Consider the following 17,433-nt stretch of genomic DNA (forward strand, 5'->3'; position numbering starts at 1 on the left):
TTCCGGAATGACGACAATACGCAAAGTGGTCGTTATCGGCGCAGGAGGGCATGCCAAAGTCGTCATCGATATTTTAAAGTCCGATCCTACGGTACGCCTGGCAGGCTGCACAACCAAAGCGCCAGGCACCGAAGTGTCGGGCATTCCTATCCTTGGCGACGATTCCGTGCTGCCGCGCCTGTACGAGGAAGGCGTCCGGCACGCCTTTGTCGCTATCGGAGACAACCGGCTGCGCGAGAAGCTGTGCCGGCAGACGACCGAGGCTGGCTTCGGGCTCGTCAATGCCATAAGCCCCCGCGCCTTTATTGCCGAATCGGCGACGCTCGGAAGCGGGATTGCCGTTATGGCCGGCGCCGTGATTCACGCCGAAGCGCATATCGGCGATTACACTGTCATCAATACGAACGCGTCGGTCGATCACGAATGCCGGATCGGCACCGCATGCCATATCGCGCCGGGGTCGACCTTGTCCGGGAACGTGGCGGTCGGAACGGGCACCTTCCTCGGCACGGGAACGAAGGTGATCGACGGCATCCGGATCGGAGCATGGTCCGTCGTCGGAGCCGGAGCGGCCGTTGTCCGCGACATTCCGGACGATTGTACGGCCGTCGGCGTTCCGGCGCGGGTCATAAAGTAGAGAAACTAAGGCGAAAGACGCCTCCTATCCTTTGCAGGATGAGGGGCGTCTTTTTGCGTAAGGTATTTTCTTCTTGGATTTTTTTCAATCCATCAGGTTAAATTATACTTCATGACTACATTGAAAGATGGTGAATTCCATTACGTTTTCATTCGCGCCGCGGCTGTATCATTGGTTTGTCCGTCCGAAATGGGTTACCAAAAAATATATTCATGATCGCGTCCAATCGAATTTTGCATTTGACGGTAAATCTATCTTGGATTTCGGTTCGGGTACCGGGGCTAATTGTTCCATGTTCCATCCGATGTATTATGTTGGAATGGACCCGGATGCCGGGAGAATTCATTATGCCCGGCGATTGTATCCCGATCATCAATTTCAAGTACTCGAAAATAATGCGATTCCGTATCCGCACGAATCGGTCGATTACATACTGATTATCGCCGTGCTGCATCATATTTCTTCGGACGAAATCTCGAAATACTTGAAGGATTTTCAACGTGTGCTGAAACCGGATGGAACGATCATCGTGATGGAGCCTTGTTTGTGCAAGAGTAAACCTTTATGCAACACGTTTATGAAATGGTACGACAAAGGGGAATATATTCGTAACGAGGTACAGTACCTGCAATTGTTTCAAGACCACGATTATAACTGTACGGTTCTGGAACGGTTCCGCAAATGCTTCTTATATCACGAGCTATTTTTTTCGGCCAAGCCTAAACTTCAAAATAAAACCTCACCGGAATAGGTGAGGTTAAACCCATTATCGGAATAACCGAAATCCCCGCGCGCCTTGCAATACGTTTCTGCGGCTGCCGTTGCGTCTTGCCACGCCGTAGGCGACAGCTCCGCCTGCCGCTAACGCCAGAAGCGACACCGTTGTCCATGTTCCAAACATTTTTCCATTCATGATTGATATGATCGCTCCTTAAGAACATGATGGGTTAATGCCCTTAACCATGAGTAGTTTACGACGGATTCGACAAAATCATTCGTTCAATATTTGGGTTCGGGAGACATTGAGAAACGCAATAGAGTCGATAAGAGTCTAGCGGAATTTAACTATATTCAGATATATACCACGTTCAAATCTTATTTATAGATCATAGAATAAATAGACCAACGCGAGAGAGGAGGAGAGCAAATGAGTAGTGTGAAACAATCCGTAAGCCATAGCGGCAACTCACATGTGACGGTTATCGTAGATACGACCCCTATCGCCTATGCCATGGTTCTCTGTTTCTATGGCTCGGGAAAACTAAGTCCAGTGGAACTAAACTCTTTTTTGGCTAAATTTAAAAGTTCTCTTAATCTGCAGCAAATCACCGCACCTGAACGTGCTTTGCGGAACTCCGCTAAAGGAAAAATCGCTCAAATCAACAACAAATCGATACGCTATGACTATCAAATTTATCCTGTGAACTAAAAAGACTATGAAAATATGAGCATCTATCAGTCTCACAAAAGCATGAAGCTTCATATGCTATTATTAAGAAAGGCGGTGATTTCCAATGTCTACCTCCAAAGGTCATTCAAATTCCGGATATTCTGTTAGAAACTTCATTAAAAACAGCGGAAACTCAAACGTAAAAGTTAAAGTTGAGACAGAAGCCATCTCCAAAGCCGTAGCAGAGGCTCTGCAAAAACAGCAGCAACAACAACGGCAAAATAAATGGCACTAATTGCGGCTATCATAAAGAAAGGTGAAGATTCCCATGTCCAACTCCAGTAATTCTTCGGGCTATGACAAAAACTTCATTAAAAACAGCGGAAATTCTTTTGTAAAAGTAAGAGTGGATACAGAAGCCGTCTCCAAAGCCGTGGCAGAAGCCCTGCAAAAGCAGCAGCAACAACAACGGCAAAATAAATTTAATGGTTAACAGGCGCAACAAGTAATGCTCGGGCCCCGATCACCCAGGGCCCCTTTCATTTTACAATGGACTAAACCCCTTTTTGCACGAACTGTTCAATCCGATGCTTAATCGAATCGCGAACGTTACGGAACTGGGCCATAATCTCCTCTTCCGTACCGGTTGCTTTGGCCGGGTCGTCAAACCCCCAATGCCACTTGATTACGTTCGTGCCCGAAATGACAGGACAATGCTCATCCGCATGTCCGCATAGCGTAATCACATAGTCCGCCCGGTTTAACACTTCCGGATCAATGACATCCGACGTGTTGCCGCTGATATCCACGCCGGCTTCCTTCATGACTTGAACGGCACGGGGATTCAACCCATGTGCTTCAAGCCCGGCACTCTTCACTTCGTATCGATCATGGCCCATGGCTTTCAAAAACCCGTCCGCCATCTGGCTTCTGCATGAATTTCCTGTGCACAAAAAGTAAACCAAAGGTTTGTTCCTCATCGCGATATCTCCCCTGAATTTCGAATTAAACGCCTTGTTGTCCGCTTTTACTCAGCTTGCTCCCCAACACCGCTTTCACGATCATCGCTATAACAACCAGAACTATGGCAATCGTTATCGTAGAGATCCATACATTCGCGTGAGTAGCTTGGAGCAGATAAAGCCATAAATAAAGACTTGTGAGCGTAATAAACAAAGTAGGAACGGTTAAAATAATACCGATTTTAAAATAATAGCCCCAGCCGATTTTCATGTTTTTCGCAGATAATACATGCAGCCACAGCAGGGTAGCCAGGGAGCCGATCGGCGTAATTTTGGGTCCCAAATCGGAACCGATCACATTCGCATAAATTAACGCCTCGCGAATGAAGCCCTGGGTTTCCGTCCCCTTAATGGCCAGCGCATCGATCATGACGGTCGGCAAGTTGTTCATAATCGACGATAGGACAGCCGCGATGAACCCTGTTCCTACGGCAGCCGCGAATAGTCCGTTGTCTGCGACTGCTTGGATGACGCTGCCCAGCGCATCGGTTAGCCCGGCATTTCGCAATCCATAAACAACCACATACATGCCGATGGAGAAGACAACAATCTGCCAAGGGGCTCCTTTAACGAGCTTCCAAGTATGAACCGCCGGGCTTTTTCTCGCGGCTGCAAGAAAGGCGATAGCGGCGATCCCCGCAATAGCCGATACGGGAACGGAGAACAACCCGCTTACGAAATAAGCGATAAGCAGCGCCAGCAAAATGACCCAAGACCATTGAAACAGCCTCCTATCCTTAATGGCTTCGCTTGGCCTTTTGAGCCGGGCGGCATGATAGCTCCTTGGGATACTTTTGCGAAAATACAGGTACAGCACAAGAAGACTCGCCAGAATGGAAAAGAAATTAGGAACGAGCATACGGCCTGCATATTCCGCAAAGCCGATGCCGAAATAATCGGCAGATACGATATTGACCAGGTTGCTTACGACCAATGGCAAGGAAGCCGTATCGGCAATGAAGCCGCTCGCCATAACAAACGGCAGGACCATTTTGTCCTCAAACTGAAGCGCCCGGACCATAGCGAGCACAATCGGCGTCATGATCAAGGCTGCGCCATCATTGGCAAACAGGGCAGCAACCGCCGATCCGAGCAAAATGATACTAATAAACATGAGCATTCCGTTACCTCGTGCAAGGCGCGCCATATGTAACGCCGCCCATTCAAAAAAACCGACTTCATCGAGCACCAATGAAATTAAAATAATGGCTACAAATGTCAAGGTGGCATTCCATACGATGCCGGTTACGGCGGCAACATCCGTGAAGCTCACCACGCCGAACATTAAAGCAAGGACAGCTCCCGCACTTGCCGACCAGCCGATATTCAATCCCTTGGGCTGCCAGATGACAAACGTTAGAGTAACCAAGAAGATAAGAAACGCAGTGATAGCCATATACTCCTCCATCCTATTCGCAAACGTTTTTGAGCTGCCCGACTTTTTCTTTAAACGATGGAACGAAGTCCAAAACCGCTTGAAGATAGGGCTTGTGTTCGAGGTTTAAAGAATAATAAATCCATTGCCCTTTGCGCGTTTCGTTTACAAGCCCGGCGGCTCGTAATTTGCGCAAATGCTGGCTTGCATTGGGCTGCGACGTTTCCAAAAGCTCCACAATGTCGCAAACGCACAGGGCCCGCTCTTTCAGCAAAGCAAGGATCGTTAAACGTGTCTTGTCACCAAGCAGCTTGAAGCTGTCGGCCATTTCATTGATTTGTTCCATGGAACCCCTCTCTCGCCCCGAATTAAAGAAATTACAAAACAAATATATATCAATTCAATTATATAATCAATTGATTATATAATAAAAATATGTAAACATCCTATAGACATGGTAAAGCCCCTCTACTAATTAATAGTAGAGAGGCCGACGGTTTACGACTTGTTGCGTCCGCACAGATTTTTTATAGGCCATAATTCGCCGATACATGGTTCGATCTTTCAGTTTAAGAAAATGGGACATGGACGGAAACAGATTGGCTTCAATGATCCACGGATGGCCTTTCAGGTCCAGTCCCACATCCAATCCGTATATACGATGGTGTGGAAACAGGGCTCTTAAGCGCCTGGCCGACATTAAAGAAATTCGGTCGATCTTCGACTGCAAGCTTTGTGGAGAAAGATGTCTTATTGTAGATTTTTGAATGGCAGTCTTCACTGGAAGTAACCTTCCTTTACTTCTCTCATTATTCGAGACGACATAACCTCTGCCTGCAACTTTGGCAAGCTTCGCCGTCACTTTCCATGTACTGGAGGTCTCTTTCCGCTGTATGATGACCCGCATATCGAAAGGACAGCCGCCTATGGTCGGACGATCAACTCTGCGTTGAATCATATAACGGGTGGACCCGACTTTTCTTTGGATATAGTTATACGTGTTTTCTTTCCCCTGTAACTTGATTTTGATATTCTCAAAGTGCAAAGCATACGTATTGACGCCTGCCGAAGATACTTGAATGATGCCCCGCCCCCGGCTGCCTCTTACCGGTTTAAAGATGACATGTCGATATTTGGAAATGAGATTCCAAAATGCAGGTTTCGTCATCATTCTCGTTTCCGGCACGTAGGGGGCCAACGGTTTGTATTTTTTCAAGAACCAATATTTCAGCCACTTATCTTTTGTCGCTGACATCACCCGTCTCCTCCTCCCGTTTTACAAAACCGATGCTTTGGAGATAGTGCTCAAGCCGTTCCAGGAACGCTTCGATATCTTGATAAGCAATATCCCCCATCGTTGCGATTCTGAACGTATTCAATCGATCGAGTTTCCCGGGGTAAATGGTGATTCCCTCGCTGTAAAAATAATCGTGCATCTCTTGAAAATGAAAGGCGGCGCAATCCGGTTCGAGGATGGAAGTGACGATTTTGGCGTGATATTGTTCGGGGACAAGGTAGGTTAAACCTAGCCGGGTGATGCCGTTAATGAGCGTGGTCCACGAATTCACATACCTTGCGTAGCGTTCCTCCACGCCCTCCTGCTTTAATTCCTCAATCGCTTGTTTAAGGGCATACAGAGTCTGCACAGGCGGCGTAAACCGCATTTGCCGAAATTTCGAAAAATATTGATATTGGGCATAAAGATTCAAATAATAATTTCTCGGCTTCTTGTGCTTCAGGCTCTCCAATTTGCTTTTTTCCGCTACGATAAAGGAAACTCCCGCCATGCCCTGAAGATTTTTATTGGAGCTTGCAGCCAAATAACGGATATTCATTTCCTTCATTCGAATCGGAACAGCGGCAAAAGAACTCATGGCATCCACGATCATGTCGATTCGATACCGGCTGCATAATTCGCCAATCGCCTTAATATCGTTAAGCAGACCCGTGGTCGTCTCGTGATGCACGACGGCAAGATGCGAAATCGCGCGGCCAGAGGCTTGTATGAACCTTGCCAGGGCATCCAAATCAATCGTATCATCGGAAGGGCTTTTAAATTCCAGATAATGCAGCCCGTAAGCTTCCGCAATCTCGCCTATCCGTTTCCCATACGCTCCGTTATTGATGACGACGACAACATCTTGTTCCGCCAGAACCGAGCTGATCATGGATTCAACCGCTGCCGTGCCGGAGCCGCCGAACAAAACCGTCGTATAATGATCCGGATCGGCGACCAACCGGGTTAGCTCTGCGGAGATATAGGCCATCAAATCGCCGAATTCCGGTTCGCGGGGACAAATATCCGGTACCACCTGCGAGAGCTTCACGCTATCGCTTGTTGTCGCTGGACCGGGATTAAGCAAGATATTCCTCTTCACAGCCCGCATAGCATTCCCTCTTCCCTACTGTCCGATAGATGTCTATTTCAAAAACCGCTGCAGCCGTTCTTTTACTTCGTAAGGCTTCATGTGAGGACGTCCAAGCTGCTTCTTGGAATTTTTGGATATTTTCATATATAGAAAAGTCAATCCTTTGGTTTGTTTCCAGTCGCTCAAGGCGGCTTCTAATTCTTCCAAATTATGAATATATAGCGACTTCGTGTAGCCGCAGGAAGCGGCAATGGTGACGAAATCGCTGTTATGGGATACCGTGCTTTGTCCTCCTGTCGATTCATGCGCGTTGTTGTCAAGCAGAATATGAATCATGTTGGGTGGATGGTAATAACCGTTAGTAGCCAAGCTTCCCATTCGCATAAGCAAGGAACCGTCTCCGTCAATCACCACAATATCCCTGCCGCTTTGGGTCAATGCCATCCCAAGTCCAAAAGAACTAATGCAGCCCATGGAGCCTACCATATACAGGTTATGATCGGCATCTTCGATTTCATATAATTCCCGCCCGGTTTTGCCGGTTGTGGCAAGCTGTACGGTCTTGCTGTCCTTCAAAGCGTTGATGACGGTCAAAGCTTCATACCGCGTCGGCATCTGAAGCTCCGCATGACGGTGCGTTCGGAGTTGATTCGCATGGATCGACGATTGTTGTTTTCGTAGCACCTCTTCCTCGAACGTCCCTTTTCGAACGACAAAGAAAAAAGAACGGTTGTTCGCGATATGTGCATCAGCCTGTACCAGTTGACGCTTGGCCTCTTCCAAATCGTTAGACAAATACTGCCATTCCACTTGCATCAAATCCAGCAGCCCGGTTGTGATTCTGCCCATCAGTTCATGCTGAGGCTCGTCGGGAATACCCGGCTCCCCGCGGAGACTGACAAATCCAAGCAGCGGAATCCGGAACGGATAGGTAAGGGAGGTCAATGGGGATACGGCATTGGTCAGACCCGAATTTTGCATGAGCACAACCGACTTCTTTCCCCCCACATAGGCACCGGATGCAATGGCGACCGCATCCCCTTCATTCGCTGCTGCAACGTATTCGCATTCGTTGATGGCATAATTGATTAAATTTTTCAGAAAAGAGCAAGGGACACCGCTGAACAGCTGAAATCCCAAATTTTTCATTTCCTGTCCAAATAACCTCGTGTTGATCATAAGCGTTCATCCGAATCTTTTTCCGTGGAAGGAAGATATTGTTGCTCCGCTGCCTGAAGCTCCTCGGCCCTTTGAAGCCTGAACACTTCCTCAAGCGTAGCGACACCGTTCTCTACATGGACAAGGCTCTTCTCCTGAAAAATTTGGCCGGATACTTTTTTCATCGCCTCGATTGATGCCCGCAAATTATGGTTTGCCCAGATGACGAGGCTGATCCCGAGCTCCTGGAAGCGGGCTGTCGGAGTGGTGTAATATTTGGTAGGCACGATCACGACCGGCAATCTTCCGCCCCATTCCTTCATAAACGATTCGATTTCCGCGGTGTCCGATCTCTTGCTGTGAATGAGAACGGCATCGGCACCCGCCTGCCGGTAAGCCTCCGCTCGCCGCAATGCCTCTTCCAGCCCCCATCCTGTAATGAACGCTTCCACTCTGGCCACGACGACAAAATCTTCGTCCGATTGCGTATCTTTCATTGCTTTAATTTTGCCGCAAAATTCATCCACATCGGCAAGCGGTTGAGCTTTGGTATGAATGAAGGAGTTGGTTTTCGGAAAGAGCTTATCTTCGATACAAACGCCTGCAATTTGGCGCTGCTCCAATTTTTTCACCAATCTCCTGGCATTGTTGAAGTTTCCGTAGCCGGTATCCCCGTCAAGCAAGATCGGAATAGACGTGGCGTCGCTCATAAATTCCAAAACATCCAGCACCTGCGTCCAGGAAGCTTCATTGTTGTCCCTTACTCCCATTGCTGCGGAGATGGATAATCCGCTGGCCCAGATCCCTTTGAACCCGGCCTCTTCGGCAATGGCAGCCGACAGCCCGCTATGGGCTTCCATGATAAACTCCAAATGTTGCGAGTGAATCATTTGTTTTAGCTGTTTTGTCTTTTTCATTGGCCGTTTTCCTTTCTAATTCATAAGCCGCCTCCGCATCAAGCGCTTATTTTTCATAATTCTACGCAGCGAGGTCTTGTCTGGAAGTTGAGTGAACAGCTTATGCCCGGGCCTCGAATTGGCTTCGATAATCCATATACGGCCGTTTTTCTCAATCCCAAGATCAACTCCCAGTTCACGGATCGCATGCCGTTTGTTAATGGTTCTAGCCATGTTATGGGATATCGTTGTTATTTTGTTTAACGTGTGATTTACTTTTCTTCGATCCGCAAAGAGCCTCGATAGCACCCGGTTGAGCTGTACTCCATGTCCGCCTTTGTGATAATTAGTAACGAAACGGCGCGGAGCAGCCACACGGGCAGCCATACCGGAAATTTCCCATCTCTTATTCGGTTTCTGCATGTAAATTCTGGCGTCAAAAATCGATCCGTTGTATTGGGCCAAACGAAGTCCCCTCTGCACAAGATACTGTCCGGATGGTCGCATATAAGACTGAATCGCCTTAGACAAAGAGGCGGAACCGACGCGTGTGCGCCTAAGACCGCACCGGACCTCGTAACCGTTGCGGACCCTATTGACTCTGATGATGCCGTTTCCCCCGCTGCCATGATTGGGTTTGATGAAGATGGTCGAATACGATCTCAGCATCCGCAAAGCCCTCGCATGGGTAAACCAGAGCGTTTCGGGTAAATGGCCCCGCAAAACGGAATGTTGCAGCATTTCCCTATGTTTTTTCATCTTTCCAATTCCCACGGCCATCCTCTTTTCATCTTAATATTTTTTTTACATTTTATGATAAATATAAATTCCAGCCACGGTGTAAACCTATAGTTCGAAAAAATTTTGTCCCACAACTCTCGGACATCACTTGCCTATGATGTGCCTACAAGGGAACGATGTTCTACGACTGGCTTAAAATCATTTTCTATGAAGCAATTTGGCAAGTTCAGTATCGAATAAAATAAAAAAGCCGCGATATACGCGGATTGTTTTCACATGAATATGTGTTCTGATCCTAGTAAGCTCTAAGAGCAGTGGTCGCGAAATCTATTCACGAACCAATAATTATTCCTTCCCTTTTTGCAACATAATTTATGTTATGTTACGAAGCCGATATTAACATAGCCACTCATTTTTCCTTTACATGATACGTTTTTTCCAATGCCGCTTTCAGCCCCCGGGCCAATTTCTCAGGATCGTCAACCCCCCAGAAATGCAGGAAGAACAGCCGCGGAGATTCAACCAACATGTGATTGTGGATTGCCGTAACGGTTATACCGTGCTCTGTCAAAGCGCGAACGACTGGGTTAACTTCGTTTGCCAAAAGGACGAAGTCTCCTGTTGTCGCGGCCTTCTTTCCGACCGCTTGAAAATTGATTGGTGAAGCTACTCCCATGAATGGAGGGATTACCATATTATTTTCCGTTATGGTTTCCGCGCGCGAAATGTTGAACTGTAGAAGATTCCCGCTGCGGTGACCCTTCTGCCCCATAATGGCTTGGTGATTATGCAAACCCGTTATTTCGATGCCGCTGCTGCTTAGTTTTGAGATTGCCTGAGGCACTTCCGTATCAAGCAGAACGAGATCGCCCATCATCATCGTTTCGTTTCCGTGTGGCTGAAAAGCGAGCCAGCCTGTAAGAGCAAGACCCGGATCGATCAGGACTTCGCCGACTTTTACTTTTAAATCGGATCGCGGAAACGTAACCTTGAACACGCTGTCTTGCATCTTACCCTTTCGACCGAAAATCTGTTCAAGCGTTTTCCAGTCGTGTTGTTTTTCTACGCTTTTTTCTTCAGCGAAGATTTTATTAGCTGGCCAGATAACCGGTTGCCCCAAAACGATCATAATCAGTAACAGAAATAGGGTGAGTTTTTTCATTTGTACCTCCAGGATTCATGCAAAGTGTTGAATCATAAGAGAAGTAAATGTAACAGAAGGGGGCAGCGCCATAGCTGATAACTACGCTCCCTAGTGTATTGGTTTAGTATCCACTACCCGAGGTACAGTTTACCCGTGAAATTTCTTCATTATACAAAAAAAGGAATGATGTAACACAACTCTCCAAGTGGTCTTTTAACAGCGGCGGATCGATACTTATGTACTGGAAGAAAACTTCCCAATGTTCAAAATGCCCCCCGTTATTCGTGAACCGGAAGAAACAACTCTGCTTGGTATGGATATTTCCACGTTGATTGAGAAATTGGAAAAGGGCGAATTATAAGCCCTTTTCCACCATAAATTCCGAATATCCAATTTTTTTAAAAAAATCTGCGTTTAAATAAAACAGATACTGCAAGCAACGATAACGAGCAGAATGAAAAGAACCAGAATAACACCTGTGGAAGTAAAACCTCTAACACAACTCATTAGTCAACACTCCTTAACGGTATTGTTGAGTATCGGCTTAAGCTACCGTGTACTCTCGATTTTAGTTTATTCAGTAGTCGAATGATTGCTTGGACAAATGACAGGCGGCAAATGACGTGTAATTATATAAGCCCGTATTCCCATTAGTACTTACCAAGTGGTAGAGAGCAGCGAAAATAAAAAACGATGCCCCTAAGTAACTAGGAACATCGCTTAACCCGGTTCATTGCCTGTCGTCAATATGATTCGAAGCCATCCCGGCCTTGTAAAAACTGTTCAAACATATCTAGAATGACAAGAAAATGCTCGGCTTCCCTAAATACATGATCCGCTAACAGCGGATGAATAATGCTTTTTATACGACAGTCGTTTATCAAATCGCGCGCAGTCTTCTTAAAGTCGCGCAAAGACTTGACGGATACTTTATTCTGATCGACAAATTGGCTCAGCAGAGGAACCGTCTGGGATTGGGGGCGCATGGAGCTTAAATCTACGGCTTGAAAGACGAGCTGGTCAAAATCATGGCTAAATTCTCGCGCTTGTTCCACCAGCTTTCGTTCTGACGGATCAAGCAAATGACCGATGAATTTGGCATGGTCGGCCATGATTTTCAAGAAAAATACGTTTTCGTCGATAATGGCATCGGGCAGCGGTTCCAGCCTTCCGGCATTCAGCTCGGCCAATCGATTTCTAAAATAGTTTGCTTCGCGGCTTATATGATCAACCAATAGCGGGAAGTTATTGGCCCCGGGTAATTGGCAGCTCAGGATTAACCCCAGCACCTTTCTTTTAAAAGCCCAAATATAGCTAACTGCCGTGTAAACTTCCTCATTAAATTGGCTAATCGTCTGCGGATCCGTATTCGCTTCATAAGCGTGCGATTTTAGTTCAATTTGTTCAAATACCGCATAAAATTGATTGGCTTCATGAATCAACTGCGTATCTTCACATCTGAACCCCAGCCTGAGAAACAAGGAATGTTCCTTCATAATACGGGACCAAAACCTTATTTCTTCAAGTGAACGAGCAACGAACAGATCCGACATAGGCATTCCTCCCGGCACTTAATTGCTTCTATAATAATGCCTATGCGGTCGATTCGTTTTTAAGATCAATTATTTACCGGATTCCGTCTATCCGATCGTACACCTTCCGAATGCCCTGCCTGTTTAATTCCGACCTTCCGTGAAATATCGTCAGCTCCGGGCGATGCTTGATCCGGCGCATATAATCGTCCGCCTCCTGCCCGCTTCCCTTCAAGCTTACCGTCAAGGAGACGCGTCGACTCCGCCGTAATAAGACTGGTAAACGAATAATCCCCCCGGTTTTAAAATTGAAATATTCCTCCGCTTGAACCTCGTATTTATTCAACGCCGGGCCCCCCTTCATTGCTTATAATTTACTTTCTAACCATTCTATGAATCAATTTCAACTCGTGCGAAAGATGAACGCATGCCAGGTAACACTGGTTATCGCTGGGACATACATTATATTGTGCGGCCAATGAGAGAAATGAAAGGAAGGGAAGCTAACCATGTACAGCGAGATTCATATAAACGACCATATGCTGCTGCGGTACGGCTATACGGATGATTTGTTTACCGCCTTTCAATCGCTCGTCTATGAAGGAATCGAACTTCCATTGCTCATGCTTGGTGCTTACTACTACCATATAAGAGAAACGGTGGACACCCAGCTGCAGCAGCCCGATATCGTAACACAGCAGCGGATGAACAGGCAAGTGCAGTACATGCACGAGTATTACGACCGGCTGCAGCACATGCCGGAGACGGTTAGCGACTACTCGCTGGATCCGGGGCGCGATGCCATTGCCTTCTGCGGCCAATTTCTCGATGCGGCGCTCAAGGTGTTTCCCGATCGAAAAGCGCTGGTCCTCATCAGCAACGGCCACGACCAGACCGCCGTTCAAGGCAAAACGCTTCCCCCCGGATTTACGCCTTTCTATTTCCAGAAAGCTTATGTCGAGGAGATTCGTCAATTCAAGTTCTGCCAACCCGTATGGCTTCAGGTTCACGACCTGGTATCGAAGCATAAGGACCATCCGGTATTCGGAAGTGAAAAATTCGGAAACTGGCTCTACGCCCAGGCGAGAGATGCCATATGCTTAATCAACGTCGGTGAACGCATCATACGGGAGCATCCCGTCGGCCTCTTTCTCGATCATTCGGAGCTGATTTACCCCGGCAATGTCCTTTCTCTGCTCGCTTTAAAATACAAGCTTCCATTTATTCAGGTGCAAAGCAGACTCTTGAGCGATGTTAATATTATCCCGTCCCGCGCCTCCCGTTACGCCGTATACGGCCCGCATACCAGAAACTGGATGACGAAGATTGGGATCTCCCCCGATAAAATCACAACCGTCGGCAGCTTGCGCTTCGAAGATATATCGGGGGGAGATCTGAAGACGAAACAAGACTTGCTGAACGATCTGGGCATAACGGATGCTCGCTGGATCGTGGCTTTTACAAGCTCGCCTTATTCCGTGGAAACCAACGAACAGATCATGCGCTGGTTTTCTCAAGCCGGACAAGAGTTGCCGGTGCTGGTGGTGATCAAGATACATCCGGATGACCGTTATCCTTATCATGAACATCCGGACCCTCATATCCGGCTGATGCCGGACGGGTATTCGCTGCAGGATTTGCTGCATGCAAGCGATTGTGCGGCTACGGTCGTATCGGAAACGGCCTTGGTGGCGGCGATGCTGGAGAAGCCTTTACTTGTTCTTCAGCCCTCCATCAGCTACCATTACATCCTTCACAACAACAGCTATCCGAAGCATTTGGCCAAAGCCCATGCCGGAGCTGTCATTCATTCCGCAGACGATTTGCGGCAATGCTTGACCGGTCTGATGCACGATGACAAGACCAGAAAGAGGCTTGCCATCCAGGCGAAACGCTTCCTGCGGCAATCGTTGACGATCAAGCAGCCGAAACCTTCGCAGCGCCTTTACCGCTTAGTGCGGGAATGGATGGGAACGAAATGGACCGAGGGCGAATAGTTCGCTCACGCGAAATCCTTTTCGCTTAGAAGCTCGTCGCAGCCGATCGTTCTGGATGCCGTCTTCCCGATCATGTGCTTCATCAACGAGGGAGACAAACCCGTCCCGGGCCGCTTCGCATCCAGATCGTCGGCTTCGATCATTTTCCCGGCGGGAATGTCCCTTGCCGCCACGATGCTTCTGCGAAAGATACGCCGGTTATCCTGCTCCTCCGCGCTGAGCTGCCGCTCATAATTGCCCAATGCCGCTTTAATACGCCGGGCGCCGTCTACAATCTCCTTCATCTGCTCCGGCGTGGCGGACACTTTATGGTCCCAGCCGGGCAAGCTCTGATCCAGCGTAAAGTGCTTCTCAATCACGCATGCGCCTTTGGCGACCGCGGCAAGCGGAATGGCGGTCCCCAGCGTATGATCAGAGAAGCCTATCGGATAGCCGAACCGTTCGCGCAGCGAATCGATATTGTTTAAATTGACGTACTCGTCCTTCGGCGGGTATACCGATACGCAATGCAGCAGCACAATCCTCGTATTTCCGGTTTCTTCCACGGCCTGTACGGCTTCCCGAATTTCATCTTCCGTTCCCATACCAGTCGACATGACCAGAGGAAGACCTGTACTGCCGGCGTGCTGCAGCAGGGGAAGATTGGTCACTTCCGTGGAGGAAAGCTTGAGAAATGGCACTCCGATCCGCACCAGCAAATCGACTTCGGTGCGGGAAAACGGAGTGCACGCAAAATCAATCCCGATATGATCGCAAAGGCTCTTCATTGCCCGAAGCTTCTCTTCCGTCATACTGTATTGATCCAGCGTGCGTTCCAGCTCCGGATCATAGCCCGACTTGACCATCAGGCTCGTTTTCGTCCAGGACTGGAACTTCACGCAATCGCAACCGGCTTCCTTCGCCTGCTTGACCATTCGTTCGGCGAGAGCCATGTCACCGTTATGATTGGCGGCAATTTCCGCAATGATATACGGCGGTTCCGCTTGTTGGGACAGACGATTCCATAGGTTCATCCTACATAACTCTCCTGTCGTTTAATTTGATGACCGTTTAATAATCCGCGCGGGTACGCCGACCGCGACACTATGATCGGGAATATTGTCGATGACGACTGCGCCTGCGCCGATCACGCAGCGCTTCCCGATCGTCACGCCCGGAATGACAATAACTCCCGCCCCCAGCTCGCTTAACTCGCCGACCTTCACCCCGCCGGACAATCGGCAGCCCGGGCCGATATTCACATACGGCCCGATCCTGCAATCATGATCCACACTGGACGCCGTATTCACAATGCAGCCTCTCCCGACCGCCGCATACGGGTTAATCACGGCGCCTGCCATGACGCTCGCGCCCTCCCCCAAGACCGACGACTCCGCGCGAACACTTCGCTCGTGAACGGCCTGGATGACCGGAAACCCGTAGGCGATCAGCCATTCGAGCTTGTGCTTCCGGACCGCCGGATTCCCGATGGCCACATGCCAGCCCTTCACAGATGCCCGGAGGGCTAACAGTTGCTCCTCGTTGTCGCGGTAATGGGCAGCACGGTTCGCCCAAGCAGGGGGAAGGCCCGCCGAGAAATAAGCCATCGGCTCTTCACCCTGTCCGCAGCTTATGATGTCTGCAATGACTTTGGCATGCCCCCCGGCCCCAATAATTCCAATCATCGCACTCGCTCCTTTCCGCTTGATTGAAGCAGCCGCCGGACAAGCTCGTAAACGGCTCCCCCGGGCGACGGCTCCCCTCCGGTTAACGTCTTCCGCAGAAACGACCGGCCTTGGTCCAGCAGCGCGCTGCGAAACGATTCGTCTTCCAGCCACGTCCGCAAGCACGCGGTCAGCACACTTCCGGAAGTTACGATTTCCCCCGCTTCCGCCTTCGCCAAATGCCGCACATAGCCGTTATAGTTCAAATGGTAATCGTACGCCATATCCGGCTGCAGCACGATCACTCCTTTTTCCGCCATCGCCGCTTCGACCGCCGTCGTTGACGATATGGTCAGCACCAGGTCGGCCGCATGCAGTATCTCATCCAAATGAAAAAAGGGCGGAGCGATTGCCAGACGCTCCGAAACAAACGCATCGTAGCTCAACCGATCGTCGGGATGCGGCTTGATTATCGCGTAAACCGGCAGACTCCGCACGGTCTCCTGCAGCCATGCAGCGACGTTATAGTTGACAGAAGCGTCATACTGCTCCGTCATCAAAACGAGGATCGGCGTGCCCGCTTCCCATCCGCAGCAAGCAAGCAGGTCGTCGCGGGTATGAACGACCGGCCTGCGGCTCAGCTCCAGTCTGACGCTGCCGGTTTCCGTGATGGCCGCAGAAGGAATCCCTCGGCGAATCAGCCATTCCCTCATATGCCGGCCCCAGACGGCATAATGGCTCGCCCGGGCCGGCACCATGGAAGCGTCGCTGGATAAATGATGCTGCACATGAAGAAACGGCAGGCCGTGAATGCGGGCAAGCAGCGAAAGAATGCTTTGCCGGGGAGGCAGCTCCGTATGCTCGACGATCAGCTTGATCGGCCGGGTACGAAGCAGTTCGTGCAGCGCATCGATCAATTCCACGATAAATGGAATTTCCTCGTGCATCCAACGGCGAAACGCCCCCCGGGCGAGCACCTCATGCTGTCCCGCTTGCCGGTGGAAAGCGGTGTGCAGCCGATCGAACGACCGCAGCAGCTCTTTGGTCTCTTTTCGCACCCGCTTGGAGGGGGTGCCGAATAGCAGCTTATCGGCCAGCCGATAGATTTCAAACTGCGCGGGCAGCTTTTTGTTTTTCAAATATCTGCGCTCGTACAAATAATGGGAAAGCAAAATGACTTTGTGCGAGGTTAAATGCCGCAGCGCAAAATCGACGTAATTGCCGCACAGCAATATCGTATCGCGGCCCGGCTCTGCCCCAAAGCTTCCCGATTGCCCTGGGAGACGCCGCAATCGCGTCTGGACATCGAACATGGAGTGCATGTTCCACGAGCTGCCTCGTTCGCGCACATAAGCGTCGTTCGTTCTTCGCCGGTCGACCGTATCGCGGATGAAATGATGATACGGTCGAATCAGCGCCAGGGGCAGCTCGATTCCATGCATCCGAAGCGGAGCGAGGGCTTCGAAGAAGTCCAGCGTGTAGCCGTAACGCAGAAGCAAATGCGGGTTCCATTCCTCTCCGCCATACAT

General features: G+C 49.3%; 22 protein-coding genes. 6 read left to right on the top strand and 16 right to left on the bottom strand.

All coding sequences use genetic code 11. From position 1 onward, the window contains the following. Positions 1-7: 7 nt before the first annotated feature. Together NI000_RS06255 and NI000_RS06260 are read left to right on the top strand one after the other, a co-directional pair. On the top strand, positions 8-637 hold the full coding sequence (locus NI000_RS06255) for an acetyltransferase (protein ID WP_253408752.1): 630 nt from the start codon (positions 8-10) through the stop codon (positions 635-637). A gap of 127 nt (positions 638-764) precedes the next feature. Then, positions 765-1,388 carry a class I SAM-dependent methyltransferase gene (locus tag NI000_RS06260; protein ID WP_253408754.1) on the top strand — a complete coding sequence of 208 codons (624 nt, stop codon included), beginning with the start codon at positions 765-767 and terminating at the stop codon, positions 1,386-1,388. A 15-nt stretch (positions 1,389-1,403) separates the two neighbouring features. Here NI000_RS06260 and NI000_RS06265 read toward each other — a convergent pair whose 3' ends face one another. Continuing rightward, complete coding sequence (locus tag NI000_RS06265; protein WP_157261474.1) at positions 1,404-1,550, bottom strand: hypothetical protein; 147 nt, start codon at positions 1,548-1,550, stop codon at positions 1,404-1,406. A 234-nt stretch (positions 1,551-1,784) separates the two neighbouring features. On the opposite strand from NI000_RS06265, the gene NI000_RS06270 reads away from it, so the two are divergent. From NI000_RS06270 to NI000_RS06280, 3 genes are all read left to right on the top strand, one after another. Then, on the top strand, positions 1,785-2,066 hold the full coding sequence (locus NI000_RS06270) for a hypothetical protein (RefSeq protein WP_253408756.1): 282 nt from the start codon (positions 1,785-1,787) through the stop codon (positions 2,064-2,066). 85 nt (positions 2,067-2,151) lie between these two features. Then, entirely contained in the window at positions 2,152-2,322 is a 171-nt protein-coding gene (locus NI000_RS06275) for a hypothetical protein (RefSeq protein WP_253408758.1), read from the top strand. 33 nt (positions 2,323-2,355) lie between these two features. Then, a complete protein-coding gene (locus NI000_RS06280; RefSeq protein ID WP_253408760.1) occupies positions 2,356-2,520 on the top strand; it encodes a hypothetical protein in 165 nt (54 codons plus the stop codon). Between the two features lie 61 nt (positions 2,521-2,581). On the opposite strand, the gene arsC is transcribed toward NI000_RS06280, so the two are convergent. The 12 genes from arsC to NI000_RS06340 all read right to left on the bottom strand — a co-directional run bounded on the left by arsC (position 2,582) and on the right by NI000_RS06340 (position 12,610). Continuing rightward, positions 2,582-3,007: an arsenate reductase (thioredoxin) gene (gene arsC / locus NI000_RS06285; RefSeq protein ID WP_253408762.1), complete on the bottom strand. Its 426-nt coding sequence runs from the start codon at positions 3,005-3,007 to the stop codon at positions 2,582-2,584. A 25-nt stretch (positions 3,008-3,032) separates the two neighbouring features. Beyond that, positions 3,033-4,445, bottom strand: coding sequence for an arsenic transporter (locus NI000_RS06290; protein ID WP_253408764.1), 1,413 nt, complete (start codon positions 4,443-4,445; stop codon positions 3,033-3,035). 13 nt (positions 4,446-4,458) lie between these two features. Beyond that, the gene (locus tag NI000_RS06295) at positions 4,459-4,770 is read right to left on the bottom strand and encodes an ArsR/SmtB family transcription factor (protein ID WP_253408766.1); all 312 of its coding nucleotides are present in this window, start codon (positions 4,768-4,770) and stop codon (positions 4,459-4,461) included. Between the two features lie 129 nt (positions 4,771-4,899). Continuing rightward, positions 4,900-5,679: a YheC/YheD family protein gene (locus NI000_RS06300; RefSeq protein ID WP_253408768.1), complete on the bottom strand. Its 780-nt coding sequence runs from the start codon at positions 5,677-5,679 to the stop codon at positions 4,900-4,902. Further along, positions 5,660-6,811: a 2-aminoethylphosphonate aminotransferase gene (locus NI000_RS06305; protein ID WP_253408769.1), complete on the bottom strand. Its 1,152-nt coding sequence runs from the start codon at positions 6,809-6,811 to the stop codon at positions 5,660-5,662. The genes NI000_RS06300 and NI000_RS06305 overlap by 20 nt, the downstream gene beginning before the upstream one ends. 33 nt (positions 6,812-6,844) lie before the next feature. Continuing rightward, on the bottom strand, positions 6,845-7,972 hold the full coding sequence (gene aepY, locus NI000_RS06310; RefSeq protein ID WP_253408771.1) for a phosphonopyruvate decarboxylase: 1,128 nt from the start codon (positions 7,970-7,972) through the stop codon (positions 6,845-6,847). Then, positions 7,969-8,868: a phosphoenolpyruvate mutase gene (aepX, locus tag NI000_RS06315; protein WP_253408773.1), complete on the bottom strand. Its 900-nt coding sequence runs from the start codon at positions 8,866-8,868 to the stop codon at positions 7,969-7,971. The genes aepY and aepX overlap by 4 nt, the downstream gene beginning before the upstream one ends. A 15-nt stretch (positions 8,869-8,883) precedes the next feature. Further along, the gene (locus tag NI000_RS06320; protein WP_253408971.1) at positions 8,884-9,621 is read right to left on the bottom strand and encodes a YheC/YheD family protein; all 738 of its coding nucleotides are present in this window, start codon (positions 9,619-9,621) and stop codon (positions 8,884-8,886) included. Between the two features lie 376 nt (positions 9,622-9,997). Further along, positions 9,998-10,750 carry a DUF1259 domain-containing protein gene (locus NI000_RS06325; protein ID WP_253408775.1) on the bottom strand — a complete coding sequence of 251 codons (753 nt, stop codon included), beginning with the start codon at positions 10,748-10,750 and terminating at the stop codon, positions 9,998-10,000. A 396-nt stretch (positions 10,751-11,146) separates the two neighbouring features. Continuing rightward, entirely contained in the window at positions 11,147-11,239 is a 93-nt protein-coding gene (locus NI000_RS06330) for a dihydroorotate dehydrogenase (RefSeq protein WP_100085706.1), read from the bottom strand. 236 nt (positions 11,240-11,475) lie between these two features. Then, the gene (locus tag NI000_RS06335; RefSeq protein WP_253408776.1) at positions 11,476-12,285 is read right to left on the bottom strand and encodes a DUF2935 domain-containing protein; all 810 of its coding nucleotides are present in this window, start codon (positions 12,283-12,285) and stop codon (positions 11,476-11,478) included. 73 nt (positions 12,286-12,358) lie between these two features. Continuing rightward, positions 12,359-12,610: a hypothetical protein gene (locus NI000_RS06340; RefSeq protein WP_253408778.1), complete on the bottom strand. Its 252-nt coding sequence runs from the start codon at positions 12,608-12,610 to the stop codon at positions 12,359-12,361. Positions 12,611-12,773: 163 nt separating this feature from the next. Here NI000_RS06340 and NI000_RS06345 point away from each other — a divergent pair, with 163 nt between their 5' ends. Beyond that, positions 12,774-14,261: a hypothetical protein gene (locus NI000_RS06345; RefSeq protein ID WP_253408780.1), complete on the top strand. Its 1,488-nt coding sequence runs from the start codon at positions 12,774-12,776 to the stop codon at positions 14,259-14,261. 5 nt (positions 14,262-14,266) lie between these two features. On the opposite strand, the gene NI000_RS06350 is transcribed toward NI000_RS06345, so the two are convergent. The 3 genes from NI000_RS06350 to NI000_RS06360 are packed head-to-tail and all read right to left on the bottom strand — an operon-like array spanning position 14,267 to position 17,433. Continuing rightward, positions 14,267-15,274, bottom strand: a complete 1,008-nt coding sequence (locus NI000_RS06350) for an N-acetylneuraminate synthase family protein (protein WP_253408782.1) — start codon at positions 15,272-15,274, stop codon at positions 14,267-14,269. Between the two features lie 21 nt (positions 15,275-15,295). Next, the gene (locus NI000_RS06355) at positions 15,296-15,925 is read right to left on the bottom strand and encodes an acetyltransferase (protein WP_253408784.1); all 630 of its coding nucleotides are present in this window, start codon (positions 15,923-15,925) and stop codon (positions 15,296-15,298) included. Then, positions 15,922-17,433 carry a hypothetical protein gene (locus NI000_RS06360; RefSeq protein WP_253408786.1) on the bottom strand — a complete coding sequence of 504 codons (1,512 nt, stop codon included), beginning with the start codon at positions 17,431-17,433 and terminating at the stop codon, positions 15,922-15,924. Before NI000_RS06360 ends, NI000_RS06355 begins: the two co-directional genes overlap by 4 nt.

This window comes from Paenibacillus tyrphae, assembly GCF_024158745.1.
Taxonomy (GTDB): domain Bacteria; phylum Bacillota; class Bacilli; order Paenibacillales; family NBRC-103111; genus Paenibacillus_G; species Paenibacillus_G tyrfis_A.

Excerpts from the sequence above, each read along its gene's own strand:
- NI000_RS06360 (WP_253408786.1), bottom strand. The coding sequence starts at position 17,433 with ATGTATGGCGGAGAGGAATGGAACCCGCATTTGCTTCTGCGTTACGGC.
- NI000_RS06260 (WP_253408754.1), top strand. The coding sequence starts at position 765 with ATGGTGAATTCCATTACGTTTTCATTCGCGCCGCGGCTGTATCATTGG.
- NI000_RS06295 (WP_253408766.1), bottom strand. The coding sequence starts at position 4,770 with ATGGAACAAATCAATGAAATGGCCGACAGCTTCAAGCTGCTTGGTGAC.
- aepX (WP_253408773.1), bottom strand. The coding sequence starts at position 8,868 with ATGAAAAAGACAAAACAGCTAAAACAAATGATTCACTCGCAACATTTG.
- NI000_RS06305 (WP_253408769.1), bottom strand. The coding sequence starts at position 6,811 with ATGCGGGCTGTGAAGAGGAATATCTTGCTTAATCCCGGTCCAGCGACA.
- NI000_RS06265 (WP_157261474.1), bottom strand. The coding sequence starts at position 1,550 with ATGAATGGAAAAATGTTTGGAACATGGACAACGGTGTCGCTTCTGGCG.
- NI000_RS06290 (WP_253408764.1), bottom strand. The coding sequence starts at position 4,445 with ATGGCTATCACTGCGTTTCTTATCTTCTTGGTTACTCTAACGTTTGTC.
- NI000_RS06335 (WP_253408776.1), bottom strand. The coding sequence starts at position 12,285 with ATGTCGGATCTGTTCGTTGCTCGTTCACTTGAAGAAATAAGGTTTTGG.
- NI000_RS06355 (WP_253408784.1), bottom strand. The coding sequence starts at position 15,925 with ATGATTGGAATTATTGGGGCCGGGGGGCATGCCAAAGTCATTGCAGAC.
- NI000_RS06330 (WP_100085706.1), bottom strand. The coding sequence starts at position 11,239 with ATGAGTTGTGTTAGAGGTTTTACTTCCACAGGTGTTATTCTGGTTCTT.
- NI000_RS06300 (WP_253408768.1), bottom strand. The coding sequence starts at position 5,679 with ATGTCAGCGACAAAAGATAAGTGGCTGAAATATTGGTTCTTGAAAAAA.
- NI000_RS06270 (WP_253408756.1), top strand. The coding sequence starts at position 1,785 with ATGAGTAGTGTGAAACAATCCGTAAGCCATAGCGGCAACTCACATGTG.
- aepY (WP_253408771.1), bottom strand. The coding sequence starts at position 7,972 with ATGATCAACACGAGGTTATTTGGACAGGAAATGAAAAATTTGGGATTT.
- arsC (WP_253408762.1), bottom strand. The coding sequence starts at position 3,007 with ATGAGGAACAAACCTTTGGTTTACTTTTTGTGCACAGGAAATTCATGC.
- NI000_RS06255 (WP_253408752.1), top strand. The coding sequence starts at position 8 with ATGACGACAATACGCAAAGTGGTCGTTATCGGCGCAGGAGGGCATGCC.
- NI000_RS06350 (WP_253408782.1), bottom strand. The coding sequence starts at position 15,274 with ATGAACCTATGGAATCGTCTGTCCCAACAAGCGGAACCGCCGTATATC.
- NI000_RS06345 (WP_253408780.1), top strand. The coding sequence starts at position 12,774 with ATGTACAGCGAGATTCATATAAACGACCATATGCTGCTGCGGTACGGC.
- NI000_RS06275 (WP_253408758.1), top strand. The coding sequence starts at position 2,152 with ATGTCTACCTCCAAAGGTCATTCAAATTCCGGATATTCTGTTAGAAAC.
- NI000_RS06325 (WP_253408775.1), bottom strand. The coding sequence starts at position 10,750 with ATGAAAAAACTCACCCTATTTCTGTTACTGATTATGATCGTTTTGGGG.
- NI000_RS06280 (WP_253408760.1), top strand. The coding sequence starts at position 2,356 with ATGTCCAACTCCAGTAATTCTTCGGGCTATGACAAAAACTTCATTAAA.